Source organism: Sphingomonas sp., from assembly GCF_036388215.1.
In the GTDB taxonomy this organism is placed as follows: Bacteria; Pseudomonadota; Alphaproteobacteria; order Sphingomonadales; family Sphingomonadaceae; genus Sphingomonas.
Genome location: NZ_DASVSH010000033.1, coordinates 57130 through 74497, shown reverse-complemented (window position 1 = coordinate 74497; position 17368 = coordinate 57130). Strand labels below are relative to the sequence as shown.

Genomic DNA, 17368 nt, shown 5'->3' with positions numbered 1-17368 from the left:
GCATGACGCACGGGCGTCGCTCTGTTAGGAGCGCCGCGTGAATGAAGCCGCCCTGCCCGTTCGCGTTGCCGCGCTCTATCGCTTCACTCGGTTCGACGATTACGAAGCGATCCGGGGGCCGCTGGATCAGCTGTGCCGCAAGCAGGGCGTGAAGGGCACGCTGCTGATCGCGCGCGAGGGGATTAACGGGACGATCGCCGGACCGGACGCCGCTATCGGCCAGGTGCTGGCGCATATCCAAGGGTTGCCCGGTTGCGCTGACCTAGACGTGAAGGAAGCGCGCGCCGGGGCGATGCCGTTTCACCGGATGAAGGTGCGCATCAAGCGCGAGATCGTGACGATGGGCCAGCCGGACATCGACCCGCTGGCGGCGGGGGAGTATGTCGCCCCGCGGGACTGGAACACGCTTATCGACCAGCCCGGCACCGTGCTGATCGACACGCGCAACGATTACGAAGTGGCGCTGGGCACTTTTGCGGGCGCGATCGATCCGGGCACGCCGACGTTTCGCGACTTCCCCGCCTGGTTCCGCGCGCACCGCCACGAATGGGAAGGCGAGCGCAAGCCCAGGATCGCGATGTTCTGCACCGGCGGGATACGCTGCGAAAAGGCGACGGCTTTTCTCAAGGCGGAGGGCCTGGACGAAGTCTATCACCTGAAGGGCGGCATCCTTGCCTATCTGGAACAGGTCGCGCCCGAAGAGAGCCGGTGGCAAGGGGATTGCTTCGTGTTCGACGAGCGCGTGTCGGTCTCGCACGGGCTGGCGCCGGGATCGCAACAGCTCTGCCGCGCGTGCCGCAGGCCGGTGACCGAGGCGGAGCGCAGCGCACCCGAATATGAGGAGGGAATCTCCTGCCCCGCCTGCCATGCCGAGCGCACCGAGGCGCAGCGCGCGCGCTATGCCGAGCGCCAGCGCCAGAGCCTGTTGGCCGCGGCGCGCGGCGAAGCGCATGTCGGCGCGGCCCAGGCGGACCGCGACGCTGACTGAGCCAATCCTCTACAGCTTTCGCCGGTGCCCCTATGCGATGCGGGCGCGGATGGCGCTCGCGGTTAGCGGAACCCCCTGCGAAATCCGCGAAGTGAAGCTCAGCGACAAGCCAGCTGAGCTTTTCGCCGCCTCAGCCAAGGCGACCGTTCCGGTACTGATGCTGCCCTGCGGACAGGTGATCGACGAAAGCCTCGACATCATGCGCTGGGCGCTGGAGCGCAACGACCCCGAAGACTGGCTGAGAGGCGACGATGCGGCGCTTATCGAGGCCAATGACGGCGCGTTCAAATATCATCTCGACCGCTACAAATATCCGGAGCGGCATGGATCGGACTCCGCCGAGCATCGAGCGCATGCCCTGGATATGCTCGCCGAACTTGAGCGCCACCTGGCTCAGTCCACCTATCTGTGCGGCGACCGAGGGTCGCTCGCCGACGCCGCGATCATGCCCTTCGTGCGCCAGTTCGCGGTAGTCGACCAGGCCTGGTTCGACGCGCAGCCGCTCCCCTGCTTACAGCGATGGCTGGCGGCACAGATCGCTTCGGACTTGTTTGCGCGGATCATGACGCGGCGCCCGCAATGGCGCGCGGCCTAGAGTGAGCGCGCGATGAGCACCTTCATGATCTCGTTCGATCCGCCATATATCCGCTGGACCCGCGCATTCCGCCACATCCGCGCAATCGGATAGTCGTTCACATAGCCATAGCCGCCGTGGAGCTGGAGGCATTCGTCGACCACTTGGCCCTCGGCCTCGGTCACCCATAATTTGGCGATAGCCGCGCTGGTCAGGTCGAGCGTGCCGGCAAGCTGGCGCTCGATGCAGTCATCGACATAGACGCGAGCGACCTCCGCCTTGGCCTTGCATTCGGCGAGTTTGAACTGCGTGTTCTGGAAATCGAAGACGCGCTGGCCGAACGCCTGGCGCTCCTTCGTATATTCGATCGTCACTTCGACCGCCCTGGTCATCGTCACCACGCTGGAGACGGCGATCACCAGGCGTTCGCGCGGCAGTTCCGCCATCAACTGGCGGAAGCCCTGGCCTTCGCCGGTGCCGAGCAGATTGTCGGCGGGGACCCAGACATCGTCGAAGAACAGCTCGCTGGTATCCTGTGCATCGAGCCCGATCTTGTCGAGCGCCTTGCCACGGCGAAAGCCCTCCGCCGTGGAGGTCTCGACCACCAGCAGCGAGACGCCCTTCGCGCCCTGCTCGGGATCGGTCTTGGCGACGACGATGATGAAGTCGGCGATCTGGCCGTTGGAGATGAAGGTCTTGGCCCCGTTGATCCGGTAGCCATTGCCGTCTTTCAGCGCGGTGGTGCGGATCGCCTGGAGGTCGGAGCCCGCACCCGGCTCGCTCATCGCGATCGCCGCCACGCTTTCGCCCGAACAGAGCTTGGGCAGCCAGCGCTGCTTCTGCTCCTCGGTGCCATGAGCGAGCACATAAGGCAGGATGATGACGTTGTGCAGCGAGAGCGCGAACCCTTCTACGCCGTATCGGCCCACCTGCTCGACCAGCGTAACGTCATGCCGGAAGTCGCCGCCCGATCCGCCATATTCGGCGGGGATCGACACGCCGAGCAGCCCGGCCTCGCCAGCCTGCCGCCAGAAAGCCCGCTCCACCTGCCCCGCTTCGCGCCACCTGGCGATCCGCTCGGGCGGCGCCTCGCGTTCGAAGAAGCGCGCCGCGCCATCGGCGAGCGCAACCAGTTCGGGATCGTCGCGCCAGCCCATCAGCGCGGCGCCATGCGGATCGCGCCATCGAGCCGCACATCCTCGCCGTTGAAATAGGGATTGCGGAGCATTTCGAGCGCCAGGCTCGCATAATCGTCCGGATCGCCGAGCCGCTTGGGGAAGGGCACCGATGCGGCCAGCGCTTCCTTCACTTGCGGCGGCGCGGCGTTCATCAGCGGCGTATCGAAGATGCCCGGCAGGATCGTGTTGATGCGGATGCCCTCACCCGAGAGATCGCGCGCGATCGGCAGCGTCATCCCGACGATGCCGCCCTTGGACGCGGAATACGCCGCCTGGCCGATCTGCCCGTCCTCGGCGGCGACGCTGGCGGTGTTGACGATCGCGCCGCGCTCGCCGCCTTCCAGCGGGTCGAGCGTCAGCATCCCGGCGGCGCTTTTCACGATGCAGCGGAAGCTGCCGACCAGGTTGACCTGAATCACCCAGTCGAACGCGGCGGCGGGAAATTGCTTGATCTCGCCGGTGTTCCGGTCGCGGCTGACCGTCTTGAAGGCGTTGCCGACGCCGGCGCAGTTGACGAGGACGCGCTCCTGGCCGTGCGCCTCGCGCGCGCGGGCGAAGGCGGCATCGACCTCGTCGTCCGAGCGGACATCGACCTTGCAGAACACGCCACCAAGTTCGGCGGCCAGCGCCTCGCCCTTCTCGGCATTCATGTCGAACAACGCGATCTTGGCGCCCGCCGCCGCAAGCGCGCGGGCCGTCGCTGCACCCAGTCCCGATGCGCCGCCGGTAACGACTGCTGCGGTGCCTTCAAAGTTCATTCTGCTCTCCTGATATCCATCTTGGGGCTGTTGGGGCTGATGCCGGAGTCGCCGAAAAGCGCGGCGCAGGCGTGGGCGCGTCGCCGACGAAGGTGCCGCGCGCAACGTTGTGCGGGTGCGCTGCGGCTTCGTCGAATGTCAGTACCGGCGAGACGCATGCATCGGAGGAGAAATGCAAGACCCATTCGTCGCGGCTGCGCTTCGCGAAGGCCGCGGCAAAGCGCCGGGCGCGTTCAGGCCATTGGCTGGCGTCCATCTGGCCGCCGCCGTCCTCGCCCAAGCCCGCGACCAGCGCCGCATAGAATTGCGGCTCGATCGCACCGACCGCAACGTGACGGCCATCGGCACAGGCATAGCAGCGATAAAAGGGCGACGCCCCGCTCAGCAAATTGGCCCCCGGCCCGTCACGCCACATGCCCGCCGCCTTGAACCCCCAGCTCATGCTGGCAAGCAGTGCCGCGCCATCGGTCATCGCCGCATCCACCACCTGCCCTGGCGCGCCCATCTTCACCGCCAGCAATGCGCTCACCATGCCGAAAGCCAGCAGCATCCCGCCCCCGCCGAAATCGGCGACGTAATTGGCCGGCGCGACCGGCGGCTGATCCGGCGCGCCGATCCCGTCAAGCAGCCCGGCGACCGCCATATAATTGATGTCATGCCCCGGCGCGTTGCTGAGAGGGCCCTCCTGCCCCCAGCCGGTCATCCGTCCATAAACGAGCCTGGGGTTCGCACCGATGAGCACATCCGGCCCCAGCCCCAGCCGCTCCATGACCCCGGGCCGGAAGCCTTCGATGATCCCGTCGGCGCCGGCGCAAAGCTCGCGCGCAGTGGCGATGCCCCCGGACGACTTGAGCTCCACCCCGATCGCCCGCCGCGACCGCGCCAGCGCATGCGGCCCGAAAATTGCCCCCGGCCGCTCGATGCGAATCACTTCGGCCCCGTGATCGGCCAGCATCATTCCCGCAAACGGCCCCGGCCCGATGCCGCCGAACTCGACGATCCGGATGCCGGTCAGCGCGCCCATCGGCTCACAACGCCTCGACGATCGTCACATTGGCGATCCCGCCGCCTTCGCACATCGTCTGCAGGCCATAGCGCAGCCCGCGCTTGCGAAGCGCGTGGACAAGCGTGGCCATCAGCTTGGTGCCGGAAGCGCCCAGCGGGTGCCCCAAGGCAATCGCCCCGCCATTGACGTTGAGCTTCGCCGGGTCGCCGCCGCTATGTTCCAGCCACGCCAGCGGCACCGGCGCGAAGGCCTCGTTGACTTCGTACAAGTCGATATCGCCGATCGACATCCCTGCGCGCTTCAGGGCCCGCTCGGTAGCGAACAGCGGCTCTTCAAGCATGATCACCGGATCGCCCGCTGTCACAGTCAGATTGTGGATGCGCGCCAGCGGAGTCAGGCCATGCGCCTTGAGCGCGGCTTCGCTCACCACCATCACGGCCGAGGCGCCATCGCAGATCTGGCTGGCATTGCCGGCGGTGATGACCCCGCTCTCGGCCAGCGTCTTGAGACTGCCCAGCCCTGCCATGCTCGCATCGAAGCGGATGCCTTCGTCCTGGTCGTGGATCGCCGGCCCCTCCGGCGTCTCGATCTCCAGCGCCACGATCTCGTCCGCAAAGTCGCCGCGCTCCACGGCCGCCGCCGCTCGCCGGTGGCTCTCCAGCGAATAGGCATCGAGCCGCTCGCGGTCATAACCATATTTCCGCGCTATCATCTCCGCCCCGGTGAACTGGCTGAATCCGCGAACGCCAAACCGCTCGAGCGCCTTGTCGCTGAACGGCTTGCCGCCGGCTACCGAAGTGCCCATCGGCACCCGGCTCATATGCTCCACGCCCGCGGCGATCACCACGTCCTGCGTGCCGGACATCACTGCCTGCGCGGCGAACTGGATCGCCTGCTGAGAGCTTCCGCACTGGCGATCGATCGACACCGCGGGGACGCTCTGCGGCAAGGTCGAGGCCAGCACGGCGTTTCGCCCGATGTGCAGCGCCTGCTCGCCCGCCTGCCCCACGCAGCCCATGATCACATCGTCGATCGCCGCAGGATCGATTCCCGATCTCGCCGCGATTTCGGTAAGCACCGCACCGCCCAGATCGGCGGGGTGCCATCCCATCAGCTTGCCATTGCGGCGTCCGCCCGCGGTTCGCGTTGCCGCGACGATATATGCTTCGGCCACTTGCCTCTCCCACATCCCTTGAACGACGCACAACTTACATGAATGTAAGTGCCGGAGCGCCGCGGCCTGTGCAAGTGTGCGCCCGCTTTCCTTTTCGCCCGTCCCGGAGTAAAGGCACCGCCACTTTACGCGCGCACACCTCATGAGGTAATTTTGGCCAAAGAAGAACTGCTTGAAATGCGCGGTCAGGTCGTTGAGCTTCTGCCCAACGCCATGTTCCGCGTTAAGCTCGAAAACGATCACGAGATTCTGGGGCACACCGCCGGCAAGATGCGCAAGAATCGCATCCGCGTGCTGGTCGGCGACGAAGTGCTTGTCGAACTCACGCCCTACGACCTGACCAAGGGCCGTATAACCTACCGCTTCAAATAAGCCGCGCCCCGTGCGGCTCGTCCTCGCATCGACCTCGCCGCGCCGTCTCGATCTGCTCAGGCGGATCGGGATCGAACCTTCGCGTATCGCGGCGCCCGATGTGGACGAAGATCCGGTGCCCGGCGAATTGCCGCGCCCCTATGTGCAGCGCATCGCCATTGCCAAGGCACAGGCAGTGGAGCGCGCGGGGGACGAGATCGTGCTGGCGGGCGACACGACGATAGCAGCCGGCCGGCGCATCCTTGGCAAGCCCGAGGACGAAGCCGATCTGCGCCGGATGCTGACCCTGCTTTCGGGCCGCCGGCACCATTGCTATTCCGCGGTCTGCCTGATCGGCGCCGACGGCAAGGCGCGCACTCGGCTCTCGGACACGATCGTCGCCTTCAAGCGCCTGAGTCCCGCCGAGATCGACTGGTACGTCGCCAGCGGCGAGGGCATGGGCAAGGCTGGCGGCTATGCCATCCAGGGCAAGGCCGAGGCATTCGTGCGCTTCCTCTCCGGCAGCCATTCGGGCGTGGTCGGACTGCCGGTGTTCGAGACGCGCGCCTTGCTCGTCAGCGCGGGCTTCCCGCTTGCCTGAGTGGCTGTTCGAAGCTGGGATCGGCGAGAATCGCGCGGCCCTGGTGTCGCGAGGCATCATCTGGAAAGCCCGAATAGAAGTGGAGAGTGCCGGACCCCGTGCCGGTAGCGTCGTCGCGGCGCGCATGACAGATCGCGGCACTGCGCGCATCACGCTGGAAGGCGGGGGCGAAGCGCTCTGCTCCCCCCTTCCCACCGTCACTCAGGGCGGGCGTTTCCGCGCGCTGATCGTTCGCGAGGCGATTCCCGAGCCCGGCCGCCCCAAATTGCCCAAGGCTGTGCCGACCGATGCGCCGCTCGGTGAGGGTCTCGATCTTCTGGCCCGCATCACTGCGTCCGGCCTTCCGGTGCGCCACTGCCGTGCGCACGAACCCGATCTGCTAGAGCAAGCCGGTTGGTCCGAAGTGCTGGAGGAAGCGATCACCGGTGAGATCGCCTTTGCCGGCGGCGCGCTCCGCCTCTCCCCCACCCCCGCAATGGCCCTGTTCGATGTCGATGGCCCCGCCCCGCATGACGCGCTCGCGCTCGCCGCGGCGCACGCCGTCGCCCGCGCCTGCGAGCGGCATGGCATCGCAGGATCGATCGGCGTGGATTTCCCCACGCTCCCCAGCAAGGCCGCACGCCAGGCAGTGGCCGAGGCGATCGACGCCGCATTGCCCCAGCCCTTCGAACGCACAATGGTCAATGGCTTCGGCTTCCTTCAGATCGTGCGCCGCCGCGTCCGACCGTCGCTGCCCGAACTGCTCCGTGCCGATGCGATAGGGGCGGAAGCGCGCGCCGAGCTTCGGCGGATCGAACGCCTTCCCCCGCCCCCTCCGACAACCCATATGGTCAGTCAGCGCATCGCGCGCCGGCTTGCCCAGCAACCCGATTGGATCGCGGAGCTGGCGCGTCGCGCGGGCGGCGTCACCGAAATCGCGTCGAGAGAGTAAAGATGGCCAAGCGCACCGGCTGCCCGATCTGCGGCAAGCCCATGGTTCCAGAATTCAAACCGTTCTGCAGCCGGGGCTGCAAGGATCGCGACCTGCTGCAATGGCTGGGCGAAGGCTATCGCGTTCCCGCCGAGGCCGTCGATCCGGAAGCGCCGAGCGGGCTGGACAGCACTCGCGACGCTGACTAGAGAGCGCGCTTCCGGCGACAAGCCGGCGCATATCGTCCCCGGCTCCGCCGGACGGGCCCGGGTAGCTCAGTTGGTAGAGCATGCGACTGAAAATCGCAGTGTCGGCGGTTCGAATCCGTCCCCGGGCACCACTCTCGGATAGTGCGGATACCGGAGTCGGGTCCACGCTACGTCACCGGGGTCATGGCGGCATCGGCGCTTCGGGGGAATCGCAGGGCTGCCCTTGCCCCCGCTTGCCTGGCATGGCTGCACTTCATTGATTGTTCGCTGCGGATCAGAACGCATCTGACTGGTCACGTTCGACTGGGGCCGGGCGCCGAACGCCTGGCGCCTCAGCTGCCGTCGGTAATCAGCGTGCCGCCGTCGATCGCCAGCACCTGGCCGATATGACCAGCCCCCGGATCAGTAAGACATAATTTTCGAAAATCTGTAATTTAATTTGACATTATCGAAAATCATATGATATCTCGGAAATATGGGACAGACACTCGTCAAGGATATCGAATCTGGGCTGCGAGCCGACATAACCCGCGGCATCCTTGCGCCGGCTCAGCCGCTTCGCCTCGAAGCGCTGAAGGGCCGGTTCGACGCGGGCTTCTCGCCGATTCGTGAAGCCTTGTCTCGATTGCTTGCGGAGGGGCTGGTCGAGCTGGAGCCGAATCGTGGGTTCCGGGTCGCTGCGCTTTCGCGCGAGGATCTTCTCGATATCGCGGTCGCCCGGATAGCGGTGGAGACCGCGGCGGTGCGGCGCGCGATCGAATTGGGCGATGACGATTGGGAAGCGGGCCTGGTTGGCGCCATGCATCGCTACCGGAAGCTGTCCACCAAGGATTTGGGCGACCATGACACGCTTGTCGCGTGGGAACAGGCGCACGACGCACTGCATGCGACTATGATCTCGGCCTGCGGATCGCAGCGCCTTTTGATCATGCAGGCGCGATATCAGGAGCAGCATTTGCGCTACCGGCGGCTGATCGTCGTTCCCCAGGTCTCAGGCGATGCACATATCGCCGAGCATGAACGGCTGATCGAGCTGGTGCTCGCCCGCGATGCCGATGCTGCGGCCAAATCGATCGAGCGACACATGATGATCACTGTCGACGCGCTCGCATCGGCTGGATTTTGGAATGGAAGGGAAAGCCCGGCTGGATAGCCGGCGCCGACACACAAGCCGCCGCCGGTAAATGGCGCGGCAGGGGAGAAGGAAAATGAAAGTACAATTTTTTGCGGCTTCGGCCGCCACGATAGCGCTTTGCCTGGCGACGCCGGTATTCGCCCAGGATGCCGGACAGGCCGCCGCGCAAGCGCCGGCTGCCGAAGAGGACCAGGGCATCGCGGAAATCGTGGTCACCGCCCAGCTCCGCGCCGAAAATGCGCAGGACGTTCCCATCTCGGTCTCCGCGATCGGGGGCGAAGCGCTGGCCGAAAGCGGAGTGAACTCGCTGCAGGATCTGGCGGGATCGGTGCCCGGCCTCGTCGTCTCGAACAGCGTGAGCTACGGCCTTGCGCCAATCTCGATCCGTGGCCTCGGCGGCCCAGCCGGCGGCGGCAGCCTGCTCACCGACCAGCCGGTCGCGGTGTATGTCGATGGCGTCTATGTTCCTGCGCTCGGCCAATCGGTATCGGATTTTCTCGATGTCGATACGGTTCAGGTGCTGCGCGGGCCCCAGGGCACGCTCTATGGCCGCAATTCGACCGCGGGCGCGGTTCTCATCAGCAGCAAGCGCCCGACCAATATTCTCGGCGGAGAAGCTCGCGCCGAATATGCCAGCTTCGACGAGCTCAAGCTATCGGGCGCCGTCAATCTCCCGCTGGTGGACGACGTGCTCGCACTGCGCGTGGCGCTTGGCCATAACAGCGGCGGGGATTGGGCGCGCAACACCGTCGATAGCCGCAAGTTCGGTGGCGGACGCAGCACCACCGGCCGCGTATCGCTGCGGCTGAAGCCGTCGAGCGCGCTGACGATAGACTTGATCGCGGATCACTCGGTGGGCCGCGCGCGCCCCGCTACGATACCGCTTGCCCGGGTGACAACGGCTCCCGCCGGGCCGACCTTAGGCACACAATATTTCGGCAATCCCTATCTGCGCCTCGCCGATTATGCGGCCCGGCGCGAAAGCCGGCAGGTCTCTATCGTGGCCGACCAATTTACCCGCACGCGCGCGACCGACCTCACTCTGCTCGCCGACTGGGATGTCGGGGGAGCGACGATCACTTCGATCTCGGGCTATCGCAATTTCCACGTCAGCGGCGCGCAGGACGCCTCGCCTTTGACTACGCCTGCCGCGGCGATCGGCACCAACAGCACCGATCAGCGGCAGAAAAGCTACTCGCAGGAGTTTCGCGTGGCATCGTCGGGCGCAGGACCGTTCAAATGGACGCTGGGCCTCTATTATTTCCACCAGGACACCAACGCTTCCATCAACATCATCAACCTTCAGGCGGGTCCTCCGGTCGCGACGGGCTTCGGGCCAACCGGCCCGATCTTCGCCGGCCGTCCCACCGGCACGACCGCGAGTTTCGCGGCACAGCAAAAGGTCGATAGCTATGCCGCCTTCCTCGACATGACCTATGAGCTCAGCCCCAGCCTTTTGCTGACCGGTGGCCTCCGCATCAGCCGCGACGACAAGGCGGCGACGATCGCGAACCTTGTCCGGACGATCACACCCTCGGTGCTTGGCGGGCCGATCCTCGTCAACGCGAGTTGCCCGAGCGCGACGGCGCCCTGCACGCAGCGCTTCGAGAATGTCTCGCCGCGCGCGATCGTGACGTTCAAGCCGACCGCCGACAACACGCTCTACGCCAGCTTCTCGAAGGGCTTCAACAGCGGCGGTTTCAACAATTTCGGCAACGTCGCGGTGCCCACCGATCCCACCAATCCGCTGGAGAACAGCTCGGAGAAGATCACATCCTATGAGATCGGATCGAAGAACGAATTCTTCGATCGCAGGCTGCGGCTGAACCTCAGCGCGTTCCAGACCGACTATGCCGATCTGCACATTCGCCAGGCAGTGCTCTCCGGAGGCGTCTCCATCGTAAACGTACCCAAGGCGCGCGTTCGCGGCATCGAGTTGGAAAGCATCGTCGCGCCGGTCGATAATCTAACCTTCACGCTCAACGGCGCCTATCTCGACGGCAAGATCCAGCAGGGCAATCTGGCGACGCTCGCGTCCAACGTGGGAAGCATTCGCTTCGGCAATCAAGTCGCGCCGGTCACGGAGAATGTCGCGGGCAACGACCTTACCCGCGCACCCAGATGGCAGGGCTACGCCTCCGCCAATTACAGCGTGCCCACCAACTTCGGATCGATCGGCGCGACCGGCACCTTCCGCTTCCAATCCGAAACCTGGTTCTCCGAAACCAACCAGGATATCGCCCAGTATCTCAGCGAAAGCTGGCAGGAAGTGGATCTTCGGCTCAGCGTGACGGGGGCCAGCGGCTGGGAGGTCGCGGTCTATGGCCGCAACGTCTTCGACAATCGCCACATCTCGCAAATCGTGCCCTTCAACGGCTTCCCGATCGCGACGCTCAACACCCCGCGCACCTGGGGCGTATCGGGCAAGTTCAAGTTCTGAGGAAAGCCTGGGATGAAGTTGCTTAGCTTTGATGGCGGGGCCGGCCCGTGCCTGGGTGCGCTGGGCGGCGACGGGGCGATCGTCGATATCTCCCAGGCAAGCCCCGCGCTGTCATCGATGCAAGCGCTCATCGAAGGCGGAGACGCGGCCCTCGATATCGCCCGCTCGATCGTCCAGCGGGCGCAAGGGGGCCGCGACCCCTCCTCGGTGCGCTGGCTCGCGCCGCTGCCGGTTCCGGTGCAGATGCGCGATTTCCTCGTCTTCGAGGAACATATGCGCATGGCCGGCTGGCAGGGCGCGAAGTTGCGCGCCACATGGGGCGCCCCGCCCGCGCCGCCCGAACCGATGGCGATACCGCCGATCTGGTACAGCCAGCCGATTTATTACAAATGCAATCGTTTCGCCGTCTCCGGACCCGGCGACACGGTGCACTGGCCCGATTATTCGCGGATCATCGATTATGAGCTCGAGCTTGCCTGTGTGATCGGCAAACGCGGGCGCGACATTCCGGCCAGCCGCGCCGCCGGGCATATTTTCGGTTATACGATCTGGAACGACTTCACTGCCCGCGATGCTCAGTTCCAGGAAATGCAGGGGCCGCTTGGTCCTGCCAAGGGGAAGGATTTCGATGGCGCGAACATGCTCGGCCCCGTGATCGTCACCGCGGACGCAATCGACCCGGCCAATCTCGCTATGCGGGCGCTCGTCAACGGCGCGCTGTGGAGCGAGGGCAATAGCGGCTCGATGCACTGGAGCTTTGCGCAGATCATTGAGCATGTCAGCCGCTCGGAGACGCTGCACCCCGGCGAGGTGCTTGGGTCAGGAACGGTAGGTTCCGGTTGCGGACTCGAGCTTGGGCGGTTCCTCAAACATGGCGACCGGATCGAGCTGCAGATCGAAGGGATCGGCACGCTGGCCGCGCTGATCGATGCACCGCTTGTTACCGAGCAGGTGACCCTGTGACGGACCCGAGGTTCATCGATATCTCGATGCCGATCAGCGCCCGGATCGTCACCGATCCGGAGCCGCTGCGTCCACGCATCAACTATTCGAATCACCAGCAAGGCGTTGCGCAGATGCTGCCGTACTTTCCGGGGCTTTCGCAGGAGGATCTGCCCGACGGCGAGGCCTGGGCAGTCGAGGATGTGACGCTGTCGACGCATAGCGGCAGCCATATGGATGCGCCCTGGCACTATCATTCGACGACGGCCAAAGGGACGCGTCCGGCCCCAACCATCGACGAGGCCCCGCTCGACCTGTTCCTGCGCCCGGGGGTCAAGCTCGATTTTCGGCATTTCGCCCACGGCTATGTCGCTACCGCCGCCGATGTCGCCGCCGAACTTGAGCGGATCGGTCACGCGCTCCAGCCCTATGACATCGTGCTGGTGAACACCTCCGCCGCTGCGGCCTATGGCGGTCCGAACTATGTGGAGAGCGGCTGCGGCATGGGCCGCGAAGCCACGCTCTACCTGACCGGCAAGGGCGTCCAAGTGGTCGGCACCGATGCGTGGTCCTGGGACGCTCCCTTTAGCCACACCGCGCAACGTTATGCCGAAAGCGGCGACGCCGCGATCATCTGGGAAGGCCATAAGGCGGGACGCGAAATGCCCTATTACCAGATGGAGAAACTGCTGAATCTCGAAAGCCTGCCGGCGCATGGCTTTACCGTCGCCTGCTTCCCCGTGAAGATCGAACGGGCGTCCGCCGGCTGGGTCCGCGCAGTGGCCATCCTGTCATGAGCGAAGAACGCGGCGAATTCTCGCGCGGCTGGCGCGTGCTCGCCGCGAGCTTCGGGGGAATCGCGCTGGGGGTTAGCTCGCTATATTTCTATTCGCTGGGCATCTTCATCAAGCCGATGGCGGCCGAATTCGGCTGGGGCCGCGGCGCCGCATCGCTGGGCGCGCTGGTCGGCACCGCGGGCGCCGCTCTGATGTCGATTCCGATGGGCCGGCTGACGGATCGAATCGGCAGCGTCCGGGTCGCAATCGGCTCACTGGCGATGCTGGCGCTCGGTTTCGCCGCACTCGGGGCATTCACCACCAGCCTTGCCGCGTTCCTGTTGCTGACTGCCGCCGTTTCGCTGCTCACTGCGGGCTCCAGCCCAATGCCGTTCAGCCGCCTGGTCGTCGCCGTGTTCAACCGCAATCGCGGCCTCGCGCTCGGCTTGACGCTGGCCGGCACCGGGCTGGGGGCCATTCTGATCCCCCGGCTTCTGGTCCCCTTCGTCGCCGAGCATGGCTGGCGCGCGGGCTATTTCGTCCTGGCCGGCGTGATCGCCGTCGCTTCGCCCTTCTTGCTCTTGCTCCTTCGCGGCGTGCAGGAGCCGCCACGCGACTACGCTCCCGCACCCAGCCTTGCCGCAATTCTGGCGGACCCTGCATATCGCCTGCTTGCGCTGATGTTCCTGCTCGCCGCCACCGCCATCCTGGGAACGGTCGTCCATTTCGTGCCGATGATGGGCGATTGGGGGCTGACCCCAGTAGCGGCGGGAGGGATGACGGCCTTGATCGGAGTGGCGGCGATCTTCGGCCGCCTGGTGACAGGCTGGCTGTTGGACCGCCTGCCGCCCGCGCTCGTCACTGCCGCAGTCTTTCTGCTCGCGGCCGGCGGAATGACGCTGCTCGCCTCTGGAGGTCTCGCGGTCGCGATCCCGGGTGCCCTGATCACGGGGCTGGCGCTGGGCGCAGAAGTCGACCTGATCGCCTTTCTCGTCGCCCGCCTGTTTCCACGCCCGGTGTACGGAACCATGTATGGCGCGGTCTATACGGCATTCCTTGTCGGCGGCGCGGCCGGCCCTGCGATTTCGGGATATCTCCAGCAGGCGACGGGCAGCTATCGCCTCTCGCTGTTCGTGGCGGCGGGCCTTCTGGTCCTGGCGGCCGGGCTGGCGGTGCGCCTTTCGCAGCTTCCGGAAAAAACACCGGGCAATTCGTGATCAAAAGGGGAGACCAGCGAATGAGCGACCGAGTATACGAAACCATTTGCCGCACGATGATAGCCGCGCTCTTCGTGGTGTCCGGCGTCGCCAAGCTCGCGGCGCCTGCGGCTGCTGCCGGCTATATGGGCGCCTTCAATGTGCCCGGGGCGTTGCTGTGGCCAGTGATCGCACTCGAGATATTGGGAGGCGTCGCGTTGGCCGTGGGATTTCGTCCGCGCGAAGTGGGCATTGCACTGGCGCTGTTCACCGTTGCCGCCACGCTCATCTTCCATCACGATTTGACCGACCGCTTGCAAATGACCGCAGCCTTGAAAAACCTTGCGATCTGTGGGGGCCTCCTGCTCGTCGCCCGCGCGCGGCAGGCGGCGCCCACCGCCTGATTGAATCCCGGGCCCGGCGCTGGGAGGCAATGGATGAAGACAGGCGTTGCTATCATCGGAGCGGGCCCCGCAGGGCTGCTGCTGGGGCACCTGCTGAAAAGACAGGGTATCGACTGTGTCATCGTCGAGCGCCGATCCGCCGACTATGTGCTGTCCCGTATTCGCGCCGGCGTGCTTGAAACCGTGACGACGGACCTGATGCGGCAGTTGGGGATCGACGCGCGATTGAACGCCGAAGGATTGATCGAGGGCGGATTCAACCTCGCGGATGGCGAGCGGCTGATCCGCATAGACATCAGGGCCCTGACCGGCCGCAACGTCACCGTCTATGGGCAAACCGAAGTGACGCGCGACTTGATGGAGGCGGCTCCGGCGCGTGGGCTCGAGATCATCTACGAAGCCGGTGAAGTGGCGCTGCACGATATCGAGAGCCAGCGCCCGTCGGTTACATTCATCAAGGACGATGTCGAGCAGCGCATCGAAGCGGACTTCATCGCGGGATGCGACGGGTTTCACGGCCCCTCGCGAAAGGCGATACCCGCTTCGCGCGCCCGCGAGTTCGAACGCGAATATCCATTCGGCTGGCTCGGGATTCTCGCTGATGTGCCGCCGTGCCACCCCGAGCTGATCTATTCGAACGGCCCGCGGGGCTTCGCGCTGGCATCGATGCGCTCGGCGACGCGCAGCCGCTATTATATCCAGGTGCCGCTCACCGAGCGGCTTGATGAATGGCCTGGAGAGCGGCTGTGGGACGAGCTGGCGCTCCGCTTCGATTCCATTTCCGAGCACGGCGTGACGCGCGGAGCGGCGCTGGAGATTTCGATCGCGCCGCTGCGCTCCTATGTGTTCGAGACGATGCGCCACGGGCGCCTGTTTCTCGCCGGCGACGCAGCCCATATCGTGCCGCCCACCGGCGCCAAGGGCCTCAACCTCGCGGCTTCGGATGTCGCCTACCTCGCCGACGCCCTGGTTGCGCATTATGCCCAAGGAGACGATGCGGCATTGGGCGCCTATGAGGCAAAGGCGCTGGCTCGCATCTGGAAGGCCGAGCGCTTCAGCTGGTATCTCACCAAGCTGATGCACCGTTTCCCCGAGGACGGCAGCTTCGAGCAGCGCATGCAGATCGCCGAGCTGGATTATGTCGCCTCCTCGGAAGCGATGCAGCGCGTCATTGCAGAGAATTACGTGGGGTTGCCGCTTTGAGGCCTTGAACGCCACGAAATGTCCCCTGACCTCTTGCCCTCCTGGATTGTTTGTTATACAACATAACAATCCAGGAGGGATGCATGACCACCGCGAGTTTCGATCGCACGTTCGACCGGCTAAACCCGATCACCGGCAAAGTGGCGACGACGTCGCCCGCTGCGACGATAGCGAGCGCGATCGCCGCTTGTAGTGCCGCCGAGGCCGCTTTCCCGGCATGGTCGGCGATAGGCCCGAATGCGCGCCGCGCGCTGCTGACCAAGGCCGCGGACGAGCTCGAAGCACGCGCGCCGCAATTCATCGAAGCGATGATGGGAGAAATCGGCTCGACCAAAGGCTGGGCGGGTTTCAATCTGATGCTCGCCGCCGGAATCATCCGCGAGGCCGCGGCGATGACCACGCAGATCGGCGGCGAGGTCATCCCATCCGACAAGCCGGGCTGCATCGCGATGGCACTCCGCGAGCCCGTAGGCGTCATGCTGGGCATCGCGCCCTGGAATGCGCCGATAATCTTGGGGGTTCGCGCTATCGCGATGCCGCTCGCCTGCGGCAACACCGTGGTGCTCAAGGCGAGCGAGCAGTGCCCGCGCACGCATGCGCTGATCGTGGAAGCATTCGAGGCTGCGGGGCTGCCGGAGGGTGCGGTGCAGCTGGTCACCAACGCGCCCGAGGACGCCGCCGAGATCGTCGGCGCGCTGATCGACCACCCCGCGGTGCGGCGGATCAATTTCACGGGATCAACGCATGTTGGCAAGATCATCGCCCGGCGCGCGGCCGAGCAGTTGAAGCCGGTCCTGCTCGAACTGGGCGGCAAGGCGCCGCTGATCGTCCTCGAAGACGCCGATCTCGACGAAGCGGTGAAGGCGGCCGCATTCGGCGCGTTCATGAACCAGGGCCAGATCTGCATGTCGACCGAGCGAATCATCGTGGTGGAAAGCGTGGCCGACGAATTTGCGGCCAAGTTTCGGGAAAAGGTCTCCGCGATGCCCTGTGGCGACCCGCGCGAGGGCAACACGCCGCTCGGGGCTGTGGTGGATCAGAAGACGGTCAAGGCTGTCCGCGGCCTCATCGAGGATGCCCTTGCCAACGGGGCGGAGCAGCTGGTCGGCGGGGAGACGAGCGGCGTGCTGATGCCGGCTCACGTGATCGACAAGGTCACGCCAGGCATGCGCCTCTTCCGCGACGAGAGTTTCGGCCCCGTGGTCGGCATCATCCGTGCGAAGGACGAAGAACAAGCCGTCACGCTGGCCAACGACACCGAATATGGACTGTCCGCGGCGGTGTTCACACGCGACACCGCTCGGGGCCTGCGGGTTGCCCGCCGGATCAAATCGGGCATCTGCCACGTCAACGGTCCTACGGTCCACGACGAGGCCCAGATGCCCTTCGGCGGCACCAAGGCATCTGGATACGGCCGCTTCGGCGGCAAGGCCGGCGTGGACGCCTTCACCGAGCTGCGCTGGATCACCATCGAGACGCTGCCCGGACACTTTCCGATCTGACGCCGAAAGCGTCCCCTAGCC

General features: G+C 65.6%; 18 protein-coding genes and 1 tRNA gene. 15 read left to right on the top strand and 4 right to left on the bottom strand.

The annotated features are described in order from the left end of the window. The first annotated feature begins 37 nt into the window (after positions 1-37). Positions 38-988, top strand: coding sequence for a rhodanese-related sulfurtransferase (locus tag VF617_RS14480; RefSeq protein ID WP_331015613.1), 951 nt, complete (start codon positions 38-40; stop codon positions 986-988). Further along, complete coding sequence (locus VF617_RS14475; protein ID WP_331015612.1) at positions 951-1583, top strand: glutathione S-transferase; 633 nt, start codon at positions 951-953, stop codon at positions 1581-1583. Before VF617_RS14480 ends, VF617_RS14475 begins: the two co-directional genes overlap by 38 nt. Here the strand turns inward: VF617_RS14475 and VF617_RS14470 are convergent. From VF617_RS14470 to VF617_RS14455, 4 genes are read right to left on the bottom strand one after another with little or no spacing between them, the layout of a single operon-like run. Further along, on the bottom strand, positions 1580-2719 hold the full coding sequence (locus tag VF617_RS14470) for an acyl-CoA dehydrogenase family protein (protein WP_331015611.1): 1140 nt from the start codon (positions 2717-2719) through the stop codon (positions 1580-1582). The two genes, VF617_RS14475 and VF617_RS14470, sit on opposite strands and share 4 nt — an antisense overlap. After that, positions 2719-3498, bottom strand: a complete 780-nt coding sequence (locus VF617_RS14465) for an SDR family NAD(P)-dependent oxidoreductase (protein WP_331015610.1) — start codon at positions 3496-3498, stop codon at positions 2719-2721. Before VF617_RS14465 ends, VF617_RS14470 begins: the two co-directional genes overlap by 1 nt. After that, positions 3488-4522, bottom strand: coding sequence for a CaiB/BaiF CoA-transferase family protein (locus VF617_RS14460; RefSeq protein WP_331015609.1), 1035 nt, complete (start codon positions 4520-4522; stop codon positions 3488-3490). The genes VF617_RS14465 and VF617_RS14460 overlap by 11 nt, the downstream gene beginning before the upstream one ends. 4 nt (positions 4523-4526) lie before the next feature. Further along, positions 4527-5678, bottom strand: coding sequence for an acetyl-CoA C-acetyltransferase (locus VF617_RS14455; RefSeq protein ID WP_331015608.1), 1152 nt, complete (start codon positions 5676-5678; stop codon positions 4527-4529). A gap of 153 nt (positions 5679-5831) precedes the next feature. Between VF617_RS14455 and infA the strand changes: the two genes are divergently transcribed. The 13 genes from infA (at position 5832) to VF617_RS14390 (ending at position 17347) form a co-directional block, all read left to right on the top strand. Next, positions 5832-6050, top strand: coding sequence for a translation initiation factor IF-1 (gene infA, locus VF617_RS14450; RefSeq protein WP_010162480.1), 219 nt, complete (start codon positions 5832-5834; stop codon positions 6048-6050). Positions 6051-6060: 10 nt separating this feature from the next. Next, positions 6061-6630: a nucleoside triphosphate pyrophosphatase gene (locus VF617_RS14445; protein ID WP_331015607.1), complete on the top strand. Its 570-nt coding sequence runs from the start codon at positions 6061-6063 to the stop codon at positions 6628-6630. Then, positions 6623-7561 carry a ribonuclease gene (locus tag VF617_RS14440; RefSeq protein WP_331015606.1) on the top strand — a complete coding sequence of 313 codons (939 nt, stop codon included), beginning with the start codon at positions 6623-6625 and terminating at the stop codon, positions 7559-7561. The genes VF617_RS14445 and VF617_RS14440 overlap by 8 nt, the downstream gene beginning before the upstream one ends. Before the next feature lie 2 nt (positions 7562-7563). Next, positions 7564-7749 carry a DNA gyrase inhibitor YacG gene (locus VF617_RS14435; protein ID WP_331015605.1) on the top strand — a complete coding sequence of 62 codons (186 nt, stop codon included), beginning with the start codon at positions 7564-7566 and terminating at the stop codon, positions 7747-7749. A 55-nt stretch (positions 7750-7804) separates the two neighbouring features. Beyond that, positions 7805-7880, top strand: a tRNA-Phe gene (locus VF617_RS14430). 344 nt (positions 7881-8224) lie between these two features. Beyond that, complete coding sequence (locus tag VF617_RS14425; RefSeq protein ID WP_331015604.1) at positions 8225-8902, top strand: FCD domain-containing protein; 678 nt, start codon at positions 8225-8227, stop codon at positions 8900-8902. A gap of 55 nt (positions 8903-8957) precedes the next feature. Next, positions 8958-11324: a TonB-dependent receptor gene (locus VF617_RS14420; protein WP_331015603.1), complete on the top strand. Its 2367-nt coding sequence runs from the start codon at positions 8958-8960 to the stop codon at positions 11322-11324. Positions 11325-11336: 12 nt separating this feature from the next. Continuing rightward, on the top strand, positions 11337-12287 hold the full coding sequence (locus VF617_RS14415) for a fumarylacetoacetate hydrolase family protein (protein ID WP_331015602.1): 951 nt from the start codon (positions 11337-11339) through the stop codon (positions 12285-12287). 26 nt (positions 12288-12313) lie between these two features. Then, positions 12314-13063: a cyclase family protein gene (locus tag VF617_RS14410; protein WP_331015978.1), complete on the top strand. Its 750-nt coding sequence runs from the start codon at positions 12314-12316 to the stop codon at positions 13061-13063. Further along, entirely contained in the window at positions 13060-14259 is a 1200-nt protein-coding gene (locus tag VF617_RS14405) for an MFS transporter (RefSeq protein WP_331015601.1), read from the top strand. Before VF617_RS14410 ends, VF617_RS14405 begins: the two co-directional genes overlap by 4 nt. 20 nt (positions 14260-14279) lie before the next feature. After that, positions 14280-14642, top strand: a complete 363-nt coding sequence (locus VF617_RS14400; RefSeq protein WP_331015600.1) for a DoxX family protein — start codon at positions 14280-14282, stop codon at positions 14640-14642. Between the two features lie 33 nt (positions 14643-14675). Beyond that, positions 14676-15845, top strand: a complete 1170-nt coding sequence (pobA, locus tag VF617_RS14395; RefSeq protein ID WP_331015599.1) for a 4-hydroxybenzoate 3-monooxygenase — start codon at positions 14676-14678, stop codon at positions 15843-15845. An 83-nt stretch (positions 15846-15928) separates the two neighbouring features. Beyond that, positions 15929-17347, top strand: a complete 1419-nt coding sequence (locus tag VF617_RS14390) for an aldehyde dehydrogenase (RefSeq protein ID WP_331015598.1) — start codon at positions 15929-15931, stop codon at positions 17345-17347. Positions 17348-17368 lie beyond the last annotated feature (21 nt).